The organism is Dyella marensis, from assembly GCF_900112865.1.
Classification (GTDB): Bacteria; Pseudomonadota; Gammaproteobacteria; order Xanthomonadales; family Rhodanobacteraceae; genus Dyella_D; species Dyella_D marensis_A.
On the sequence record NZ_FONH01000002.1, the window covers coordinates 328,931 to 346,826 of the forward strand.

A 17,896-nucleotide genomic window follows, 5' to 3' on the forward strand; every position below is an offset into this window, starting at 1 on the left:
CGCTATTCCTTATAGAGTTCTTCGAGCGCTGTTTGTTCGATGAGCTGGATCGCAGCAAACAGGTCGTCGTAGGCGTCATCGCCCAGCTTTGCCCGGTCGAGTTCGTGAAAGAGCACGTTGTAGTCCAGGCCTACTGCGCCGCCGGCGCCGACGCGCCACTGGGTGGAGATGCGCAGGAAAAGCTGGATGGGCGGCCAGTTCTCTGGCCATAGGCCGACTTCCGGCGCGGGAAAATCCTCCGCGCATAGTCCAGCGGCCGACTGCTGAGCCGCGGTGGGGCGCTGCCAGTACAGCGCCCGCACCGCGTCGATCAGTTTCCCTTGCGCGCGACCATCAACTCCTGGCCGAAGGCCCCGATGATCAGGCCGACGCAACCAGGCTGCACCTTCTGCAGGCGGTCGAGGGTTTCGGCGGAAAGCTCCATATCCGCGTTCCAGCTTTCGGTCAACTCCAGCGCCGCCTCGATGGCCGTCTTCCGGCCCTCGTGTATATCGTTGAGCAACGCTTCGTACTCCTCGAGCGTGTGGTGCTTGTACACCACTTCCAGGGTCTGCTCGCGCCCCTGCCCGACCACCGTAATGGTGGCCGGGAACGTCGGATTCGGCTCGATCTTGAACATCAGGCCACCTTCGGATAGCGGATCGAGGGCACCAGCAGCGAGAACGTCGCGGTGTTGGTCTGGTTCTCGTTGGCCGGGCCGATCGGCTCGGGATTGAAGGACGGGTAGGCGTAGTAGTACATCTCCTGCCCGTTCGGGAGGATCGCCCGCAGCACGATCGGATCCTTCAGCTCGTCGGCGGCGATCAGCCCGTCGTACCAGGGTTTGTCCGGGTCGTAGTCGAGCGTCAGCGTGATCACCACCGGCGTCTTGAACGTCGGCTTCTGCTTCTGCAGGCTCTTCCTGTCGTTGACGTACTGGTACGTGAAGAACTGCTGCTCGCCGCCGGTGATTGCGCTGTTGCGCACCTGGTCGATTTCGAACCAGTCGGAGACCAGCGCGAAGGAACCAGCGCCCTGCCCGGCCGGAAAGTCGACGGTATCTGTCGTGTCGACACGCTCCAGCTGAAAGTTGTTGGCCGTGCCGCCCTTCGTGCGCGCCACCGGCTGCAGATCGCCCCAGCCGCTGGTCAGAATGACGATCGAGCCGTCGGCCGGCGGCGTGGCGGCGCTCGCAACGGCGGGGTTGGCGTTGCTGATGGCGCTGATGGCGACGGCCGCCGCCAGGGTCTTCGACACGGAGTACCGCGTGCCGTTCGGGAAAATCGAGCTCATGGTGGTTTCCTCTGGCGTTGAAACGAAAGTGCCCGGCCAGGGCCGGGCATGTGGAAAGTGGCTTCGGAAGTGGGCGGATCAGCGAGGGAACCAGATCCCGAAGTCCTGACGCGTGCCGCGAATGTGGAGTACGTCGTTTGGCATCCATGCCGGCTCGCCGTAGGACTCGGCGATAAGAGGGCTCTCGATGATCAGCCGCCCAACTTCAAGAGATATCCGGCTCGCTTCAAGTCGACGCTTGGACCAGACCATGATCTGCATCCGCGCATGGCGGTAATCTGGAAGCTTCTTTTCCAGGTACTGATAGGCCTTGCCACCCACCTGCTGGTAGATGATCAAGGGGAACTCGGGATCGTCCGGCGCGGTATCTGGATAGATGCGGCCAGCGACGAGCGGCCCGAGCAAAGCAGCAAGCGCCGCTTCGAGGGTGTCTTCGTCAGCCATTGGGGACCTCTTCATCCGCGGTCGGATCTGCCAGCAGCTCGAAGAGCCGCTTCCGGCCGGCATCCATCATCGCGGCCCGTGCTCGATCCATCGCGCCCAACGAGCGGCGAAGGAAGGCGTGGCCCGGAATCCAAACTGGCTTGGGGAGCTTCACATTCGGGTTCGAATACCACTCGCCGTCCTTTCCCGTGTAGGAGACGTTCGTTCGCCAGTGGCCGAATTCCAGTAGGTGTCCATGCGGGGCTTTCTTGGCGTTCCAGCTGACCGAATAGACCTGCGCCGAATCTATCGACCTCGCTGGTTTGTAGGCGACGTAGATGGCATCGCGCAACGCGCCCGGATAGATGCTTCCTTCTTCGAGGGTGCCGACAGGCGCCAGCACCTTCGCTTCGTCGCGTAGAACGCGGCCGCCGGCCACCGCCATGGTGCGCGCGAGACTAATCCGCGCCGGCCCGAGCAGCTGTTGGAGTCCGCGCTCCCAGCCAGAAGTGTCGAACTTCGCCTTGATGGGATCAGCCATTGTTGCCACCCACCTCGCAGACGAGGTCTGTCCATTGGCGGCGAGCCTTGTCCATCTGGACCAATACGATGCGCATGGCCGATGCCTCGTCGGGCAATCCGTCGGCGCCATGTTCCAGGACTTGCATGCCTTCCATGACATCGGTGCGATAGCGCACGCGAACGCTGTAGCGCTTCACCGCGGCCGGCACATCGGCCTGCGGCCTGAAGATCGCGCCCTTGCCAGTCTGGCCGCCGATGTTGGCCCATACGCTGACCGCTACATTGACCCAGGTATCGAGTGGCTGGCCAGCCGCGTCGACACCAGCGCGTTTACGTATCGTGACCAGCCGATCGAGGTCGCCCGCTGCAATGCTCATGGCATCATCACCCTGCGGTAAGGGCTTAGCAGGTACTGCACGCCAAGCGGCAACTCGACCGCCGCCGCATTGACGCCGCTGACCACCGATTCGCGGTTCGCGAACAAGTGACCTAGCGTCAACTTGATCGCCGCGGCGATCGATGGCGTCGCCACGATTCCGAATCTGGTTCGCGTCGCCAAATGCTGGGCAATCGCCCACCGCTGTTCCGCGATCGACAACGCTGCAGACGCCGCAGCAGCATTGGTCATTCCGCTTGCCGCAGCCCTGGCGGCCTCGTAGGCGTCGCTGGCCTGCCCGATCGCACCAGGCACAGCGTCCATTGCCGCGTCCAGAGCGTCCGAGTCGGCGAATATGTCGCGATTGAGGTAGTCCGCCGCGGCATGGATCGCCGCATCCAGATATCCCTGCAACTGGTCCGCCGGGTAGCCCGCATCGACCCTGCAATGGGCGCGGGCTTCATCGAGAGACACGATGCTCATTGCCGGCGACTACTTACTGCTGTTGTCGTTGGTAGGCTTCTGTGGCTTATCCGCCGCGAGGGCGCCGACGGATGCCGCGGCTTCCTCCAGTTCCGGCGGACAGTCCGCGCCCTTTGCGAAGCTGGTCGGGTAGATATCGCCGTCCTTGACGCCTTTGAATGCCTTGCTGAACTTCGCCATATCACTCTCCAAGGTGGCCGGCGAACCGGCCACCTTCTTAGGCTGTTGGAAGGCTTACGCCGAGATCTTCAGCGCGCGCATCGGCTCGGGGTTATGCACACCGCCACCGACCCGCTTGGTGGTATAGAACTGGATGAACGGCTTGTTGGTGAACGGGTCGCGCAGGATCCGCACGCCGACGCGATCCAGGATCAGGTAGGTGCGCTTGAAGTCACCGAACAGAGCCGCCACCGCATTGGCGGCGACGTCCGGCATATCCGGCAACTCGCTCGTCGGGAAACCGCAAACAGTGGCAGGCTGACCCGCGGTCAGGCCGGGCTGCCAAAGAAAGTCACCCTGCGCATTCTTCAGCTTGCGAATCGCGCCGAAGGTGCGGCGGTTGGCGGCGAATCTGGCGTTGCCCGTGAAGGAGGTGGGCAGGTCGTAGATCAGGTCGACGAGGCCTTCCGCGGTGATGTCCGCCGCCGCGCCACTGTTGACCGCCTGGATGGCGCCGAACGGATGCTTGCCCGCATTGGCGCCGCCCGTGACGTAGGTCAGGATTCCGAAGGGCTTCTTGTCGCCGTTGCCAGCGACATACGCTACGCCTTCCTGCTTCGCGAACTCGATCTGCACCTCCCCACCCAGCCACGCTTCCAGATCGATCTCGCTGTCGTCGAGGATCTGCTGCGTCGCCGCCGGATTGGCATAGATCTCGCCCCAGCCGAAGCCCAGCGACTGGAAGCTCGGCGTACCGGTCTTGGTGCGCGGATCGGTTTCGCCGACCCAGCCGGAGGCCGTGCCGCCCACGTTGTACAGCTTCGTGAAGCCGTCGCCGCCCACGGGCTGCACCGTTGCCAGTTGCCGGAAGGGCGACACTTCCACCAGCTTGTCCGTGATGGTGCGATCCCACTCGACCGGGGTGAGGTACCCACCCTCGCCGGCGGCGCCCTTGTTCAGGTCGGCCCTGACCTCGCCCTTCTGGAAGTGGGCGTGGAACGCTTCCGAGTAGGCCGCGTCGCGCAGCTTGCGGCCGCCGCCATTCATCTGGGCCGCAGCGATCTTGGTGCTGATGTCGTCGATGGACGCCTGCAGGTTGCCGATCTCGTCGTTGATCTTCTCGACCTTCAGCGCCTGGAGGGCATCGGCGTTGCCCTTCTTGATGTCTTCCAGCTGCTGGTTGTGTTCGGCCTTGAAGTCGGCGAAGGCCTTGTTGAGCGACTCGACCAACGTCTTCAGTTCACCGGCGTTGGCCGAGCCGCCATCGGCTCGCACCGACACCAGGCCGCGCGGGATTTTGGTCTTCATGTTCATGGGGTTGTGCCTCGCAGAGTGGAGATGGTGTTTCGCAGCAGAGCTGCGATTTCGTCGTCGTTGCCAGCGCTCGGCGTGGCGGTTTCGGCAGCGCTCGGCATGCCGGTAAACAGGGCTTTGAGGGTGTCGCGGCGCGTGGAGCGCGACATGCCGGACTGGGAAAGGGCTGCTTCAACGAGGGCCATGGCTTTCCGCGTGCCGGCGGACTTTCGGTCCTTGTTGACGCTGGACGCGGGGAGATTTCCCGTCGCGAAACCCTTCGCGATCGCGTCGCCGGCGGACATCCACGTTTCCTTGTCCATCATCGACGCGACGTCATCCGCGGCGATGCCGCTGCGGCCGGCGTAGGCCTTGGCCATGTCCGCATCGAGCGGCGCGAGCTGCTCCGACGCGGCGGCCATGTCATGGCGGTTGCCAATGGCCACCCCCCAGGCGTTGTGGATCATCATGCGGGCGCCTTCGCCCATCAGGATGTCGTCGCCCGACATGGCAATCAGCGAAGCCGCAGACGCCGCCATGCCGAGCACATTGATCGTGACCTTGCCTTTGTGTTGCCGCAGCAGGTTGTAGATGGCGACGCCTTGAAAATAGTTGCCACCGGGCGAGTTCACATTGACGGTGACGTCCTTGTCCCCCATCGACCGAAGTGCAGCGGCCACGGCGCGATCCGTCACGCCGGTGCCGTCGAACGTCGGACCGATGGGTCCATAAATCGAAATCGAGGTCGCCGGATCCGACGCGGCCGCCTGCAGCTCGGGCTCCCACGACTCCAGCGCATCGGGGCGGATGTCGAAATTGATATGCGCCAGGCGCGCATCGGCCTGGACCTCAGGCAGCGGCAGGAGGCTCATTGGGTTTCCTCGGTTGGGTCATCGGGTTTCGAAGCTGGTTGGCTTCGCTATCGCTCGATTCGGGCAGGTCCGAGTTCTCGCGAACCTCGTTCTGCGTCATCCACGGGCGCTGGCCGCCGGCACCGAGCGCCTTGGCGAAGAACTCGGCCTGGTCCGCCAACGTTCCGCGCAGGAGCGCGCGCTCGTTGAACTTCACGATCAGGTCCTCGAGCTCGGAGTCATCGAGCAGGACTCGGCCGCAGGCCTGCTCCCAGCAGGTGAACCAATGCGCCAGGCCGTACTGGACGAAGAAGATGCCGAGCTGCTCGATACCGGAACCCCAGCTGGTGTCGTCCATCATGGCCAGCGGCCTGGGCACGCCGAAGGCGCGCAGAACCTCTTCGATCTGGGCGTTCCGGTTCTCGATATGCTGCGATGCTGCCGAGGTGGCCTGGAACGGGTTCGACTTCGCGCCCTCTTCCAGCAACATCCACTTCTGCGCGTTCTCCGCGCCGGCATAGTCCTCGTCCAGCGACTGGCGCATGCGGCCATAGGCCACGTCGGACAGCGCTTTGGGGACCTCAATGGCGCCGCCGGCCATGACGCCAGTGCGGAACACGCGCGAGGCCGCCCGCTCGGCATCCTTCGCCAGCTCCAGGGCATCGTGGGCCAGGCGCATACGGGACATGCCGAGCACACCGTCGGCGCTCAGGTCGCGCAGATGGAGGACTTCCTTGGACACAAGATCGACCGTTGCGCCATCGGGCCGCGTGTACCGGTAGGTAATCTGCCAGTCGTCGGAGAGCGTGGCGCTCACAGCCCGAGGATCCATGGGGTAAAGCCCGATGGGGTTGCCGCGGGACCACACGACTCGCGCATAGGCGTTGCCGTGCGTGAGCACGTTGAGCTGCATCTGGCTCTTGAACTCGTATGGCGTCTGCCACGAATTCGGTTTGCGCTTCAGAAGCCGATAGGCCGGATGCTCGATAGCGAGGGCCTTGCTCGCGTCATTGCGGATCAGGTTGAGGGGCAACATGCCCATCGATTCGCAAATCAGCGAAACACACCGAAGTGCCGTCATGTTGCGGAGCTCGGCCATGCGCCGGCCGTAGTCGCCGCCAGCCTGGCCGCGGCGGATGTATTCCAGCAGCGCTGGGTCGTTCAGGCCGCTGAATTCCTTGGTCTGTGCTACGGCATCCGATGGGCCGCGCGACCGGGGCTGCGCGCGCGCAGCCACCTCCCTGGCCGCCCGCCAGGGAAGCTTGTCGAAGATGCTCATGGGATTCCTTACAGGACGCGAATGCCGCGCGACTCGTACACAGAGGCGTTTCTTGCTTCGGGGTTAAGCGACATCAGCGCCACGGCGTTAAATGTGGCCATGAGCGGGTCAATCTTTGCTTTGCCACTGGCTTGCTTCGTTACCAGGACGGCGTTCCCGATGGGAACCACCTTGGCATTACCGACGCACCAGGCCATCAGTTCTTGTCCGCAGTGCAACAGCTCGCCGCCGGCGACCTTGCGCTCCGTGGTCTTGATCGCACTGTTCAATCGCCAACCCTGCGAGACAGCGACGATCTGATCGATCTCGAACCCGCAATCCGGTGCGGTTAGTTCGTCGACAATGTCATTCACACCCGCCGGGTCGACGCCGATCGGCTTCTCTTCTGCCAGCAGGTTCAGGTCACGGATGCGACAGATGATCTCGGCAACCGCATCGACGTCGTCGCCGGGCTGCTCCACGAGTGTCAGGTCGCCCAACTTCTTCAAGTCGTCCAGCTTCGTCGCAATGTCCTTGCGCCGCTTTAGCACGACCTTGTGGGCCCACGCATGCGACCAGTGCAGCCAGCGCCGCGTTTCTTTCTCGCGCCCCAGAACAACCAGGCCGAGCAAGTCGTCCAGGCCACCGCCATCGATACCAACGACGGCCACCTCGATTCGCTCCAGGATCTGGTCCAGCGTCAGTCCTTGCTCGGAGGCGTCTTCCCAAAATTCGGCGCCCGCCCAGTTGTCATCCGCCTGGACCAGGCCAATCTCGATGTTGAAGTGCTTCGCGAGGAAGCTCTGCAGGGATTCCTCGCCATCGAACTGCGCGTTCATCAATTCGCGAGTAAGGAACTCCTCGTCTACTGATCGCCCCAGGTTCGGGTTCACAAAATGGAAGTTGGCAGGGTCCAGATACGCCTTGGCTTTCTGCATTTCCTCCGGAAATTCATAGATGACCGGCAGGAACTTCGGATCGACGATCTTGCCGTCGCGAACGGCGCGCGCGCGCGCCAGGTCCTTCTTGAACACCCCCGCCGGCGGCTCGTCCGACTGCGTCGAAAGCTTGATGACGATGCCTTCGGGCCTTGAGGCCAGGCCACCCGTGGCTTCGCGGAACATGTTGCCGGCCTTCGGACGCTTGCCGAAGATCCATTCCTCATCGATGAGGATCCAGGCGCCCTTCTTGCCGCCGACGGTTTCGTTGTCGGCGGCCACCACCTTCAGGGTGGCGTTGGTCATGCGATGCGTGATCGTGCGGACGTGGTCCTGCACGTGAAGCAACTCGCTCAGCTCTTCGTCCGCCCGGACCATGTCGCGTGCCGGATTGTACGAGTTGTTAGCGATCTCGATCGTCGGAGCCAGGATGATCAGTTCGGCCGAGGTGCGCCAGTTGCGCACGAGGGCGGTGATCATGATTCCGGCTGCGATCGTGCTCTTGCTGTTCTTTTTCGGAATCAGCATGAACGCTTCGCGGATAAGGCGCCTGCCCGTCTCCGCGTCGTACGCGCCGAAGATGGCCGCGACGAAGTCGAATACCCATGGCTCGCAGGCCTCACCGAACGTCGGGCTATGCGGCGCGTCGACTATGCGCAGCTGCTTGAAGACGTTGAGCGCCGCCTCGGCCTCATCCGGATAGATGGGCTTCGGAATGATCGATTTTCGCGCGCGCAGCCGATCCGCCCAGTCCGGGCAGGCGGTTGTCCACTCCATACAATCAGTTCACGCGAGGGCTGCGCGGGGGCGCCGCCGAAGAGAACTTGCCCTGGCTGGCGACCTGGGCGCCGGCCTGGCGCTGATCCTTCTTACCCTTCTCCGCCACCTTGCCATGAACGAACGGGGCCGCGGCAACGGCCATCCGGTCGCGCCGCTCCGGCGTCGCCCGAGGGTTATTCATCACCTTCAGCATGTAGCTGAGCGGGTCCAGCTGCTCCGGCGGCGTCTCGCCCGCTTCCACAGCCGGTCGCGCCGAGCGCGCTGGCGGCGCGGCCTTCTTCGGCTTCACCGAGGTGCGAGTCGGCGCCTTGCCCTTCGAAGCGCCTGGCCGCCGCTTCGCCGCCCGGCCGGCGCGCGCGCGCGCCTTCTCAGCCTCGGACAGCGGCTTGCGCCCGGCTCCGGGTCGAGGGCCTCCACGTGGCATGTCACGCACTCCAGAAGAAATCAAAAACCGCATAGCAGCGCGGGCTGTTTGATTTCCTGCGCATCAAAATTGCGGTTTCAAAAAGGGGAAAAAATCTCTACGTGAGAGGACGGTCGGTTTCCGCTACCTGAACGGACCAGACTTTTTACCCCCCCTATATATGATGAGAGTCGTTCTCACCTGCGCCGAACACCCGGTGGATCGGGTCGACGCCCTGCGTCGCCGGCGGTCTTGCGGGCATGGCATCCATCGGGGCCGGCGCACAGCACCTGGCAGTTCGAGTCGACATCGTCGCCGCCCTGATGTAGCGGCACGCGATGGTCGAGCTCGAAGCCTGACGGGTACTCGGTGACACGCCCGCAATGGGCACAACGGGGGTCCTGCGTCCATATCCGTTGCCGCCGGCGCTGAAGCGCGCGACCAGTGATGCGCTTCTCCGACGGCGTCGGCGCCCACTGCACGCGTGCCCCGAGAGACCCAAGCCGCGGCCGCAGCGTCTTCAACCTACCCACGACTGCACCAGACGACTTGGTCTCTCATGCCCTCATACTGCTGTGCGCCGCACGCCGACATGCGGCCCATCATGTTCTGAACATCGACGGTGGGACTGAACCCGGTCATTGCCTCACCTACCGTCAGTGGACCGCTCCGCCCTCAGGATGGCTTGGAGTCCGCGGACCTGGGCGTCACATGCGGCGGCGGCTCCAACAATTCGCCCCGCACTCGCTGCTCGGTCGTCGGCTCCTGCATCAGGTCCGGCGGTACCAGCTGCAGCGCTGGGCACACTGGCCGCACATCGCCATGGTCCGCGCAGCCGCTGGCGAGCAGCACGCAGATCAGAAGCAAGCTGGCTCGCATCATCTTTCGCATGGCGAAGGTCCTGTTGGTATTGCTGGTCTTTCGCGTTGAATGCAGCTGCTTGCGCCCGTTCGGCAGCGCGGGCCATGCGCTCTGCCGCGGCGGCCTTCTCAGCAACGCCTTGCGCGAGGCGTGCCTGGCTCGCAGTAACTTCGGCCAGACGTAAGGCGCCGGCTTGGCCGCCATCGTGATGTCCCCACGCATAGACGGCGCCAAGCACCAGCAGGAATGCTGCGAACTTGGCCCAGATGGTCATGCCCTGCCCTCGCATAGGGCGCGCTCAGCAGCACGCCGTCGCACCAACCCGTCGACACGCCGACCGCCGGCATAGACCCAGCGATCGAGCTGTGCACACGCGCCAGCCCAGTCGCCGCTGTTGGCCAGCCTGGCAAGGGTCGATCCGCACACGACCGATGGTCCGATGTTGAATGCCGCGCTGGTCAGCGCCGTTTCCTGACCAGTCGTCATTGCCACGGTGATGCACCGACGCACGATCGAATTGGCCTTAGCCAGGTCCGCCTTCAGTAGGTCATCGCACTCGGCATCCGAGTAGTGGCGCGCCTGCACATCGCTGCCCGTATGGCCGATGCAGACCGTGGGAACACCGGCAATGTCCGTGTAGGGGTCATTCTTCTTGCCCTCCCACGGCTGCACGAACGCGGCAGCAGTCGACAGCAGCAGCGCCAGCGCACCAGCCACTAGCTTGCCGCGCGACCCGCTCATGGCTTCTTCGCCTCTTTGCGCCACTTCCACATCAGGTGAGCGGCTTGCAGCACCGCATACCCTGCCATGCAGACGTAGGACCACTCTTGCGGCCCCCAGCCACTGGCCTTGCCGAGAATGAAGCCGGCGATCGGCGTCACCTTGGCCGCGGCGGCTGCAACCTCACGCGCCAATCCAGACTGTTCCATGATCGCCCCTGTTCAACGGATAGATCCCTGCGACCGGACGTCCCCCGCAGGGCTTACCCGGCATATCAACCTATGGGCGCGCAGGAATGCGGCGCTGGCGTCGCCAGCCCAAGAAAAAGCCCCGCACAATGGCGGGGCTTGGAGTGAATTTGCTTCGGTCGCACGAAGCGTCCAAGGCAGTTTACTGACGTAGTTGTAACCGCGAAAGTTGGGTTTTAGGCAAGAGCGCCACGCAGGGAGTTCTCGGCCTTTTCCAACTCGCCGCGGAGCCGATCGAGCAACCAGAGGTACGGTCCCTCCCAGGTCTTTTTGAACGCCTGCTCGGTCATGCCCATCTGCTCGGCGCGCCACGTTGGCCCGAACTCACGCGTGCCTGATCCCTCGCACCGCGCACACGCCACGACCAGGTCTCGCTTGAAAATCTCGCCTCGCCCTTCGCATGTCTGGCAATGTCGTGGCCGTGCCAGTTCCAGCAGTACCGTCGCGCGAATGCCCTCATATCCTTCCGCCACTTCCAACGGATCGAGCCGCTTGATCCAAGCTGGCCAGCGCCGGCTATGAGCGTGGCTGTAGGCCGAGTGCGCACGGATACGCTCTTCACCAAGTGGGCCGACGGCCACTCCGGCAAGTGCGCTGTACATTGCCTGCTCGCGGCGGTTGTGCTCGACGAGCTGCATTTCCGTCAGCACCGCGTTCAGATAGGCGATTCGCAGCTTGGCGCCCTCCGGCCACCAGATCATCTCCATCAGGTCTCGGCCAATGCCAGGCTGGACCAGTCCAAGGGCCGCGGCAATGTCTTGCGCAGTGAGTTCCGGTCGACCACCCATGCCGATGTCGTATCTCACAGTCGTCTGATTCAGGCGCGCCAGCAGCTTTGCAAAGTTCATGAAGATGCCCCTGTCTGGGTGATTCCGGCCAGCGCCTCGACGCGGCGCGCTATAAGGGTGTTCTGGTAGGAGAGCAGCTCGTCGTCATGGCCATAGACCTGGCGGAAGGCCCGGGCATGCAGCGCGTAGCTGGGGCCATACAGCTTCCGGGCGTCCCGCTCGTGCATGCCGTGCGGGCGCTCGCCCTGGTGGTGCCAGCCGCACAGGCCGATAGTGAAGACGTGGCCGCGGCGCTTCTGTCCGTGCTTGCCACCGATTGTCAGGTGATGGACCTGCGCACGGCCATACCCGCGCTGGTCGCCGAGCATGCAGGCCACGCAACCCAAGGCCCAGATATGGCCGAACCGCGCTTGCTCGGCGGCGTTCGGCTTGTCAGTGCTCCGGCCCTGCCGCAGGCGGCGCGCGCGGGGTCGGATGGAAACAGCCTTGAGGGCCTTGCCCGGCGCCAGCTTGGCGGGCCGCCGCACCGCCGGCGTCATAGCGGCGAACTTCCGCTTCTCCGACACCTGGCGCAGCGGGGTCTTTCGCTTGAGGGGCGTCTGCTTCATGCCTGGCCAGCCTCGGTCACCGCCCAAGCGATATCGCGCGCATACACCGAAGGAACGCGCTTCACACTCCCCACCTTTTCCAGCCGCATGAGGACTCGCCGCACCTTGGCCGTCGTGATGCCCGGGTAGACGAACAGCACCGAGTTACGGATGAAGTATGTGACGCGACCTGGGTAGCGCTTGACGGCGGCCATTACCTCGTCTTCCAGGGGCAACGGGATAAATTCCATGGCCTTGCCCGCTTCTCCGTCAGCGGTCATGACACAGCTCCGACCGTCAGCGCCACCACCGGATGCCCGGTGCCTCGGATCCATAGCTTGATGGTCTCCCCGGCGATGATGGCTTTCAGCTCGTCTGCCGTCGGCTCCCAGGCCGACACCATGAAAGGGCCTTCCGGCGTCATCACCTCGAGCACCGGCAGGGCGCCACAAGACATGTCCTCGCCGTTCCAGTCGGGCGGTGCACCGAACACCTTCGAGAATCCTTCAATTCGCTTGATGATCACGGGGTAGGCCCCTCCTGGCTGGCTGCTCGGGCACCGGTGAAAGGCTGCTTTGCAAGCTGGGACACGAGCTGCGCCACCTCGTGGACGTTCGTTTCCCGCCAGCGCTTCCAGCTCTCATCCGTCAGTTTGTGGTGGATCCATTCCGGAGTATCCGGAGTGGGTTTGTACGGACCGCCTCGGCCGCCGTAGCAACGGCTGCACAGCTGGACGTTGTTGCGCCTGTCGCCGGCGATCAGCTGGTGGGCATCGCAGAAATAGAGGCCGCAGCCGTGTTCGCCGCCGTATGGCTCACCGCCACACACATACGCGAGACCACGGTTGATCTCAGCGTTGCACCCGGGGTAGTCGCAAGTCGCCGGCACGCCATAGCCAACGTCACGCTTCCACCGGCGGTCATATCCGATAGACCAGCCCATTACTGGCCACCTTCGTCGGCCAGCATGGCCATGGCGCGGTCGATCACCGATTCGATGGTGGCGCCGTAGATCCGCCAGAAGCCGATCGGCGTGTCCGGATACACATGGAGGCACCAGATCGTGTCAGCGTCCTTCATCCGCTGCAGTTCTTCGGCCGGCACGTCGTCGAAGTCCTGCCGCTCTTCCTCGATCCACTTGCTCGCGGTCTGATAGTTCGGCGCCTGCTCGGCATTGCGCGTCAGATAGAAGTGGTTGCTCTGAAGCGAGGCAAGGAACTCAATTCGTTTGGCCTTCAACGCCATATCGCCGACCGCCTCCTCGTCGGCCACGTCCAGCAACTCCTGGATGGCGGCAAGGGCTATCGCTCGATCCTCCTTCGACACCGGCAGGAGATTAATGCCGGCTTCCAGCTTCCGAAGATCCTTGACCGAGGACACCCCCATGAAGCCCATCAACGCTGAGCGCAGGCGCGCAATCTTTGCCTCGGCCTTGCGCAGGGGATGCTTCTCGCAGACCTTGATGTGGTCGGTCAGCACCGCATTGCCGGCCGCCGGCGTGCCCTGCGGGTACTCCTTGCCACAGTAGACGCAGGTGAGGACGCGGCAACCAGAGATGGCGAGCACTTCACCCATGGCGCGGTGCATGGCCATGGCCACATCGATCTCCATGGTCTGGTACGAACCGCCGACGTAGATGGTGATCCGGCCGTCGGGGTCGCGCGCCACCTGCGGCCGAATGGGGAAAGTTACGTTCGTCATGCTTCGATCTCCTCGCGCACGCGGAGCGGGACCACCGTGGCGTCATCGACTGGGCGCTGGCCTTGGGATTTGAGGAACTCCGCCGCGAGGCGCCGGAGCTGGTTTTCGCCGGTATCGATTCGCTCGACCAGGTTCTCGTCCGGATTGCGGACGCCCTCGATCTGCTCGCGCTTGACGCCGAGGACTTCGGAAACGATGGGGTCGCTCCCGTTATCGGAGATGAGGAAATAGGCCATCACCGGCTCGGTCTGGCCATCGCGGTGCACGCGGCCGATACACTGCTCGTGCACGCCGGGGGACCAGTCCAGCTCGCCGAACACGACAGTGCTGCTGACGTGCTGCAAGCCATCGATGCCCGCGCCGGCGCGCAGGCTGATGAGCATCACCTTGCTCTGGCCCGCGACGAAGGCATCCTTCGCCGCCTGCTTCTGGCTCGGCGACTCCGAGCCCGTGTACATGACGGGGTTGTACTCGGCGAGCTTCTCCTGCCATATGGCGTACACCTCGCGGTGCCAGCCAAACACCAGGACCTGCTGGCCGCTCTGCACCAGCAGACGCACGAACTCAGCCACGTGTGGGGCCTTGGCGATGCCAGTGGCTTGGCGCACCAGTCGGTCGAATTCGCCTCCGGCCTGCATTTTCTCGCCGCGGTACCGCTCGTTCGCGGAAAGGATGATCTTTGCCAGCGCGGCGGCGTCGCCGGCGATGCTGTCCAGAACGCGTTCGTCCGCCTCGATCTCGTAGGGGACCTTGGACAAGGCGGGCAGCTCGCGGCCCACCTCCTTGCGGGTGCGACGCAACATGATGCCCTCGCGCCGCAGGTAGGTACCGAACTGCTCCGCATCCTTCAGGCGGGCCTTTTCACCCGGCGCCGTGATGCACCACTCGCGCACGAACTCGTCATAGGTGCCCATGCAATCGGGGATTAGCGGGTTGACGACGTGGTAGAACTCGGTGCCGTAGTTGTAGATCGGAGTGGCGGTGAGCCCCATACGTAGCCGCGCACGCTTCGCCAGGTACATCGCGGCGCTGTAGATGTCGGTACCGGGGCTGCGCAGTTGCTGGCATTCCTCGAACACCGCGTACTGCACCAGCTCGCCCAGGGTCTCCGCCCAGCCGCGCAGCATGTGGTAGCTGACCAGGATGACGTCTGGGATGGTGTCCCATAGATCGGGCAGCCGCTGGCCGCGCTGGCGCACCAGCGGATACGGCTTGCCCTTCCGGATCCGGTGGACACGGAGTGCCGGCGCGAACTCCGCCAGCTTCTCGGGCCAATGGTTCGGAAGTGCAGCCGGATACACGACCACGGCCGGCAGGTTCGCCGGCGCGGCCATCGGACAGATGCCCGTGACCGTCTTGCCCAGCCCAAGGTCGTCTGCCAGCAGCAGCCCGCCGCGAATGTCCATCTGCGCGGCGGCGTACCGCTGGTAGTCGCGGGGCGGCTTGGCCAGTTCGAACTGAGGTATTGGCCTACGGCCGGCCAGGAGCTCCTGCAGGCTGGCCTCCATCTCCACGTGCTGATTGGCCAGCTGGTCCATGAGCGACCGGTCGCCATCCGTGACCGACATGGGGTAGCGAGTCAGGAACCAGGACAGCTCCCGGCTGTTCTCGGGCGAGGCGCTCAATAGAAGGTGCTCGGCGGCGTGTTGCGGCACGCGCGGAAACACACGCTTGAGGCGCGCACGCACCTGGGGCTCGCAGGTCACCACCCATCCACCACTGAGATACTGCACGGACCCGTAGTTCATAGGGCCTGCCTCTGCAGACGGACCATGTGGAAGGGCTTGCCGTGAAAGGCGGGCCGCTTGAGCAGCGGCGTGCTGGCCCATGAAGGCGTGCCGGCCAACAGCACACCCCGCACCTGCGGCAGACCGATGTAGCGTTCCACCTGGCGCATGGCGTCGCCAATCGAACCATCGACCTTGACCTCGATCACCAGTCCGTCGAGCCAGAAATCGGCCCTGTTGTGCTGGTCGAGCCGGTATTCGTGCTCGAAGGCATGCCCGGCCTCCCGCATCAGGCCGGCCATGACGGCGTGCAGCTTCTCTTCGCTGGCATAGCGGTACCGAACGCCGCCGAGCAGGTTGGACAGGGCCGATAGCCGCATGTGCAGCGATGACGCGTCACCGGTACGGAGCGGCTGCTCAGTCATCGAAGGTCCGCTGCTCATGCGGCCAGCCTTTCCGGCTCGCGCACCGGATCGAGGTTGGCGCGGGCCAGCGCGGCCAGCGGCGGCGGGCTGACGCTGTTGCCGCACATCTTCACCGAGGCGCTGTTGCTCAGCTTCGTGCCGTCGGCGGTGCGGTCAATGATGTAGTCGGCCGGGAAGCCCTGCGCGCGGAACAGTTCCTCGCGGCGGAGCATGCGCAGGCAGATATCTACGATCACGTACGGCGTGCCCTGGATGGTCACAGTCACCAACGCAAGGCGATCCTTGGTGGTGGCCGTCGTCAGTGGTTCGTCCAAGCCCGCGTGTTGGCCGCCGGTGCCGTGGTAGCGCATCAGGAAGGCGGCGACTTTGAGCGCGCTCTCTTCCTGTTCCGGGCTCAGCGTGCACTCCACCACGCCGAAGCGCGTCGCCCCACCGAGCGCAGTCTGCATCGGCTCGTCGGCACCGCTGCCCTTCGCGTTCTGGCCGAAGGCCGTGAGGTGCCCTGTGACCACCGCATGATGCTCGGCTCCGGCACACACGGTCCCAATGGGTCCATCGGCTGTTCGTCCGTCGCAGTTGCGCCGGAGCGTGACCATGTTGGCGGTGACCAGCTGCTGCTGGGATCCCGTGCCGGTAATTGCCGACAGCGGCTCCACGGCGCCACGCGCGCGGGCCGGCACGCCGTTGAGGCCACCGCCGTTCGCCTGCTCCAGGAATGCCGTCATCAGGCCCAGGGCATGGGCAGCCCCGGCGGGCCGCGCGGCGCCGGCGCCACTGGTGATGACCGGCGACGGTCCGTCCACTGGGGCGCCAGCGCTGCTGCCGCGGAACTTCACCAGGTGAGCGGTGGCGACCGCGCAGTCCGCTTTCCCGGTCAGCGTGTACCCCGGTTCGCCGGCGGGGCGAGGCTCGGTCTGACCAGCGCGGCCGCCTACCCCGACCAACATGGCGGACGCCAGGGCATGCTTGATGCCGCCACCGACAACGACGCCCAGCGGCTTCTCCAGGTTCAGCGCACGCGGCGACTGCCCGGGCCGCTCGCCATAGCCAACCTGCACCATCGTGGGCGCGACAGCGGCCAGCTCACCGCGGTTGGCGCCGGTGATCGTCGGCAACGGCTCGCCGTTGCCATGTAGGCGTCGCTCGCCTTGGTGTGTCAGCGGGACAATGAACGGCTCGGCCGCGCCGAGCACGTAGCGCTGGATACCTTTGGCGATGCGTCGCATCGTGGCGTCGGCCAACGGACGCTTGCGGTCGAAGATGGAGTTGCCGCGGATCGACCAGTCGATGCAGTCCGCCGCCGTGACGAACGGATGCGCGCGGCTCGGGCCATGGGTCGGCTCTGGCCAGCAAATCGGCGACCCGTCGCGCCGCGCGATCAGGAATAGCCGCTCGCGGCTCGTGCCGGCGCCGTAGTCGCAGGCCTTGAGCATCCTCCACTCGACCACGTAGCCCAGCGCACTAAGCGCGGCGACGAACTGGCGCCACGTGCTGCCCATGCGCTTCTTGTCCGGGACTAGGAACTGGTCGCGCACAGGCACGCGTTCGCCACGCGCCGCTACCGAGCCGTCCAGCTTCACCACGCGGCCAGTGGCCTTGTCGCGCTTCGCCACCAGCCTCGTCCAGCCCTGGATTTGCTTGACGTTCTCCAGGCTGATGATGCGCGGCGTCAGACCGGCGCGCGCCAGCTTGCCGGCGACCTTCAGCACCACCCACGACAGCGACCGAGTCGCCTTGCTGCGCGGCTGTCCGCCCTTGGCCTGGCTGAAGTGCGTACAGTCCGGCGAGGCGTGGAACCACCCCACCGGCCGGCCCGCAACCTCGCGCAGAATGTCGACCTCCCACACGTCCGCCGGCAGGTGCTGCGTGAACGGATGGTTCGCCGCGTGCATGCCGATCGCCTGCGGATCGTGGTTGACCGCGACGTCGGGGTCGCGCCCCAGTGCCTGGCGCAGCGCCTCGCTCGCGCCGCCGCCGCCGGCGAAGAAATCCACGACGATCTCGCCGGGGCGCAGCGCCGAGACCAGCTGATTGCGCGGGAAGTTGAAGCCGGACTGCTTGCCGCCGTCTGCCATGGCTGTC

26 protein-coding genes are annotated in these 17,896 nt (G+C 64.8%); all 26 read right to left on the minus strand.

The features are described from left to right. Positions 1 to 2: 2 nt before the first annotated feature. A complete protein-coding gene (locus BM172_RS04200; protein ID WP_026636563.1) occupies positions 3 to 302 on the minus strand; it encodes a DUF1799 domain-containing protein in 300 nt (99 codons plus the stop codon). An 8-nt stretch (positions 303 to 310) separates the two neighbouring features. Further along, the gene (locus tag BM172_RS04205) at positions 311 to 619 is read right to left on the minus strand and encodes a phage tail assembly chaperone (protein ID WP_026636562.1); all 309 of its coding nucleotides are present in this window, start codon (positions 617 to 619) and stop codon (positions 311 to 313) included. Beyond that, positions 619 to 1,272, minus strand: coding sequence for a phage tail protein (locus tag BM172_RS04210; protein WP_051549009.1), 654 nt, complete (start codon positions 1,270 to 1,272; stop codon positions 619 to 621). Before BM172_RS04210 ends, BM172_RS04205 begins: the two co-directional genes overlap by 1 nt. Before the next feature lie 78 nt (positions 1,273 to 1,350). Next, complete coding sequence (gp17, locus tag BM172_RS04215; protein ID WP_026636560.1) at positions 1,351 to 1,716, minus strand: tail completion protein gp17; 366 nt, start codon at positions 1,714 to 1,716, stop codon at positions 1,351 to 1,353. Continuing rightward, positions 1,709 to 2,236: an HK97 gp10 family phage protein gene (locus BM172_RS04220; protein WP_026636559.1), complete on the minus strand. Its 528-nt coding sequence runs from the start codon at positions 2,234 to 2,236 to the stop codon at positions 1,709 to 1,711. The genes gp17 and BM172_RS04220 overlap by 8 nt, the downstream gene beginning before the upstream one ends. Beyond that, positions 2,229 to 2,594, minus strand: a complete 366-nt coding sequence (locus tag BM172_RS04225; protein ID WP_035323843.1) for a head-tail adaptor protein — start codon at positions 2,592 to 2,594, stop codon at positions 2,229 to 2,231. The genes BM172_RS04220 and BM172_RS04225 overlap by 8 nt, the downstream gene beginning before the upstream one ends. Further along, positions 2,591 to 3,076, minus strand: coding sequence for a head-tail connector protein (locus tag BM172_RS04230; protein ID WP_026636558.1), 486 nt, complete (start codon positions 3,074 to 3,076; stop codon positions 2,591 to 2,593). Before BM172_RS04230 ends, BM172_RS04225 begins: the two co-directional genes overlap by 4 nt. Positions 3,077 to 3,085: 9 nt before the next feature. Further along, positions 3,086 to 3,256: a hypothetical protein gene (locus BM172_RS22425; RefSeq protein ID WP_177218780.1), complete on the minus strand. Its 171-nt coding sequence runs from the start codon at positions 3,254 to 3,256 to the stop codon at positions 3,086 to 3,088. 54 nt (positions 3,257 to 3,310) lie between these two features. Further along, entirely contained in the window at positions 3,311 to 4,549 is a 1,239-nt protein-coding gene (locus tag BM172_RS04235) for a phage major capsid protein (protein WP_026636557.1), read from the minus strand. Continuing rightward, the gene (locus tag BM172_RS04240) at positions 4,546 to 5,400 is read right to left on the minus strand and encodes a head maturation protease, ClpP-related (RefSeq protein ID WP_026636556.1); all 855 of its coding nucleotides are present in this window, start codon (positions 5,398 to 5,400) and stop codon (positions 4,546 to 4,548) included. The genes BM172_RS04235 and BM172_RS04240 overlap by 4 nt, the downstream gene beginning before the upstream one ends. Then, a complete protein-coding gene (locus BM172_RS04245; RefSeq protein WP_026636555.1) occupies positions 5,378 to 6,658 on the minus strand; it encodes a phage portal protein in 1,281 nt (426 codons plus the stop codon). The genes BM172_RS04240 and BM172_RS04245 overlap by 23 nt, the downstream gene beginning before the upstream one ends. Before the next feature lie 8 nt (positions 6,659 to 6,666). Beyond that, positions 6,667 to 8,352: a terminase large subunit gene (locus tag BM172_RS04250; protein WP_026636554.1), complete on the minus strand. Its 1,686-nt coding sequence runs from the start codon at positions 8,350 to 8,352 to the stop codon at positions 6,667 to 6,669. Positions 8,353 to 8,356: 4 nt separating this feature from the next. Then, positions 8,357 to 8,644: a hypothetical protein gene (locus BM172_RS04255; protein WP_090423541.1), complete on the minus strand. Its 288-nt coding sequence runs from the start codon at positions 8,642 to 8,644 to the stop codon at positions 8,357 to 8,359. A gap of 311 nt (positions 8,645 to 8,955) precedes the next feature. Further along, positions 8,956 to 9,291: an HNH endonuclease gene (locus tag BM172_RS22945; protein WP_026636553.1), complete on the minus strand. Its 336-nt coding sequence runs from the start codon at positions 9,289 to 9,291 to the stop codon at positions 8,956 to 8,958. 142 nt (positions 9,292 to 9,433) lie between these two features. Then, positions 9,434 to 9,823, minus strand: a complete 390-nt coding sequence (locus BM172_RS04265) for a hypothetical protein (RefSeq protein ID WP_231504244.1) — start codon at positions 9,821 to 9,823, stop codon at positions 9,434 to 9,436. A gap of 66 nt (positions 9,824 to 9,889) precedes the next feature. Next, the gene (locus BM172_RS04270; RefSeq protein WP_035323839.1) at positions 9,890 to 10,360 is read right to left on the minus strand and encodes a lysozyme; all 471 of its coding nucleotides are present in this window, start codon (positions 10,358 to 10,360) and stop codon (positions 9,890 to 9,892) included. Continuing rightward, the gene (locus BM172_RS22060) at positions 10,357 to 10,548 is read right to left on the minus strand and encodes a hypothetical protein (protein WP_143096448.1); all 192 of its coding nucleotides are present in this window, start codon (positions 10,546 to 10,548) and stop codon (positions 10,357 to 10,359) included. Before BM172_RS22060 ends, BM172_RS04270 begins: the two co-directional genes overlap by 4 nt. Before the next feature lie 215 nt (positions 10,549 to 10,763). Continuing rightward, on the minus strand, positions 10,764 to 11,435 hold the full coding sequence (locus BM172_RS04275) for a DnaJ-like cysteine-rich domain-containing protein (RefSeq protein ID WP_026636551.1): 672 nt from the start codon (positions 11,433 to 11,435) through the stop codon (positions 10,764 to 10,766). After that, positions 11,432 to 11,983 carry a Ref family recombination enhancement nuclease gene (locus BM172_RS04280; protein ID WP_051549005.1) on the minus strand — a complete coding sequence of 184 codons (552 nt, stop codon included), beginning with the start codon at positions 11,981 to 11,983 and terminating at the stop codon, positions 11,432 to 11,434. The genes BM172_RS04275 and BM172_RS04280 overlap by 4 nt, the downstream gene beginning before the upstream one ends. Next, positions 11,980 to 12,243 carry a hypothetical protein gene (locus BM172_RS04285; protein ID WP_026636550.1) on the minus strand — a complete coding sequence of 88 codons (264 nt, stop codon included), beginning with the start codon at positions 12,241 to 12,243 and terminating at the stop codon, positions 11,980 to 11,982. The genes BM172_RS04280 and BM172_RS04285 overlap by 4 nt, the downstream gene beginning before the upstream one ends. Next, on the minus strand, positions 12,240 to 12,488 hold the full coding sequence (locus BM172_RS04290; RefSeq protein WP_026636549.1) for a hypothetical protein: 249 nt from the start codon (positions 12,486 to 12,488) through the stop codon (positions 12,240 to 12,242). Before BM172_RS04290 ends, BM172_RS04285 begins: the two co-directional genes overlap by 4 nt. Continuing rightward, the gene (locus BM172_RS04295; protein ID WP_051549003.1) at positions 12,485 to 12,904 is read right to left on the minus strand and encodes a hypothetical protein; all 420 of its coding nucleotides are present in this window, start codon (positions 12,902 to 12,904) and stop codon (positions 12,485 to 12,487) included. The genes BM172_RS04290 and BM172_RS04295 overlap by 4 nt, the downstream gene beginning before the upstream one ends. Beyond that, positions 12,904 to 13,662 (minus strand): hypothetical protein, encoded by a 759-nt coding sequence (locus BM172_RS04300; protein ID WP_026636548.1) that lies wholly within the window; start codon positions 13,660 to 13,662, stop codon positions 12,904 to 12,906. Before BM172_RS04300 ends, BM172_RS04295 begins: the two co-directional genes overlap by 1 nt. Further along, on the minus strand, positions 13,659 to 15,410 hold the full coding sequence (locus tag BM172_RS04305) for an SNF2-related protein (protein ID WP_035323838.1): 1,752 nt from the start codon (positions 15,408 to 15,410) through the stop codon (positions 13,659 to 13,661). The genes BM172_RS04300 and BM172_RS04305 overlap by 4 nt, the downstream gene beginning before the upstream one ends. Next, positions 15,407 to 15,814 (minus strand): hypothetical protein, encoded by a 408-nt coding sequence (locus BM172_RS04310; RefSeq protein WP_026636547.1) that lies wholly within the window; start codon positions 15,812 to 15,814, stop codon positions 15,407 to 15,409. The genes BM172_RS04305 and BM172_RS04310 overlap by 4 nt, the downstream gene beginning before the upstream one ends. A 14-nt stretch (positions 15,815 to 15,828) precedes the next feature. Then, positions 15,829 to 17,889, minus strand: coding sequence for a DNA cytosine methyltransferase (locus BM172_RS04315; protein ID WP_026636546.1), 2,061 nt, complete (start codon positions 17,887 to 17,889; stop codon positions 15,829 to 15,831). Positions 17,890 to 17,896 lie beyond the last annotated feature (7 nt).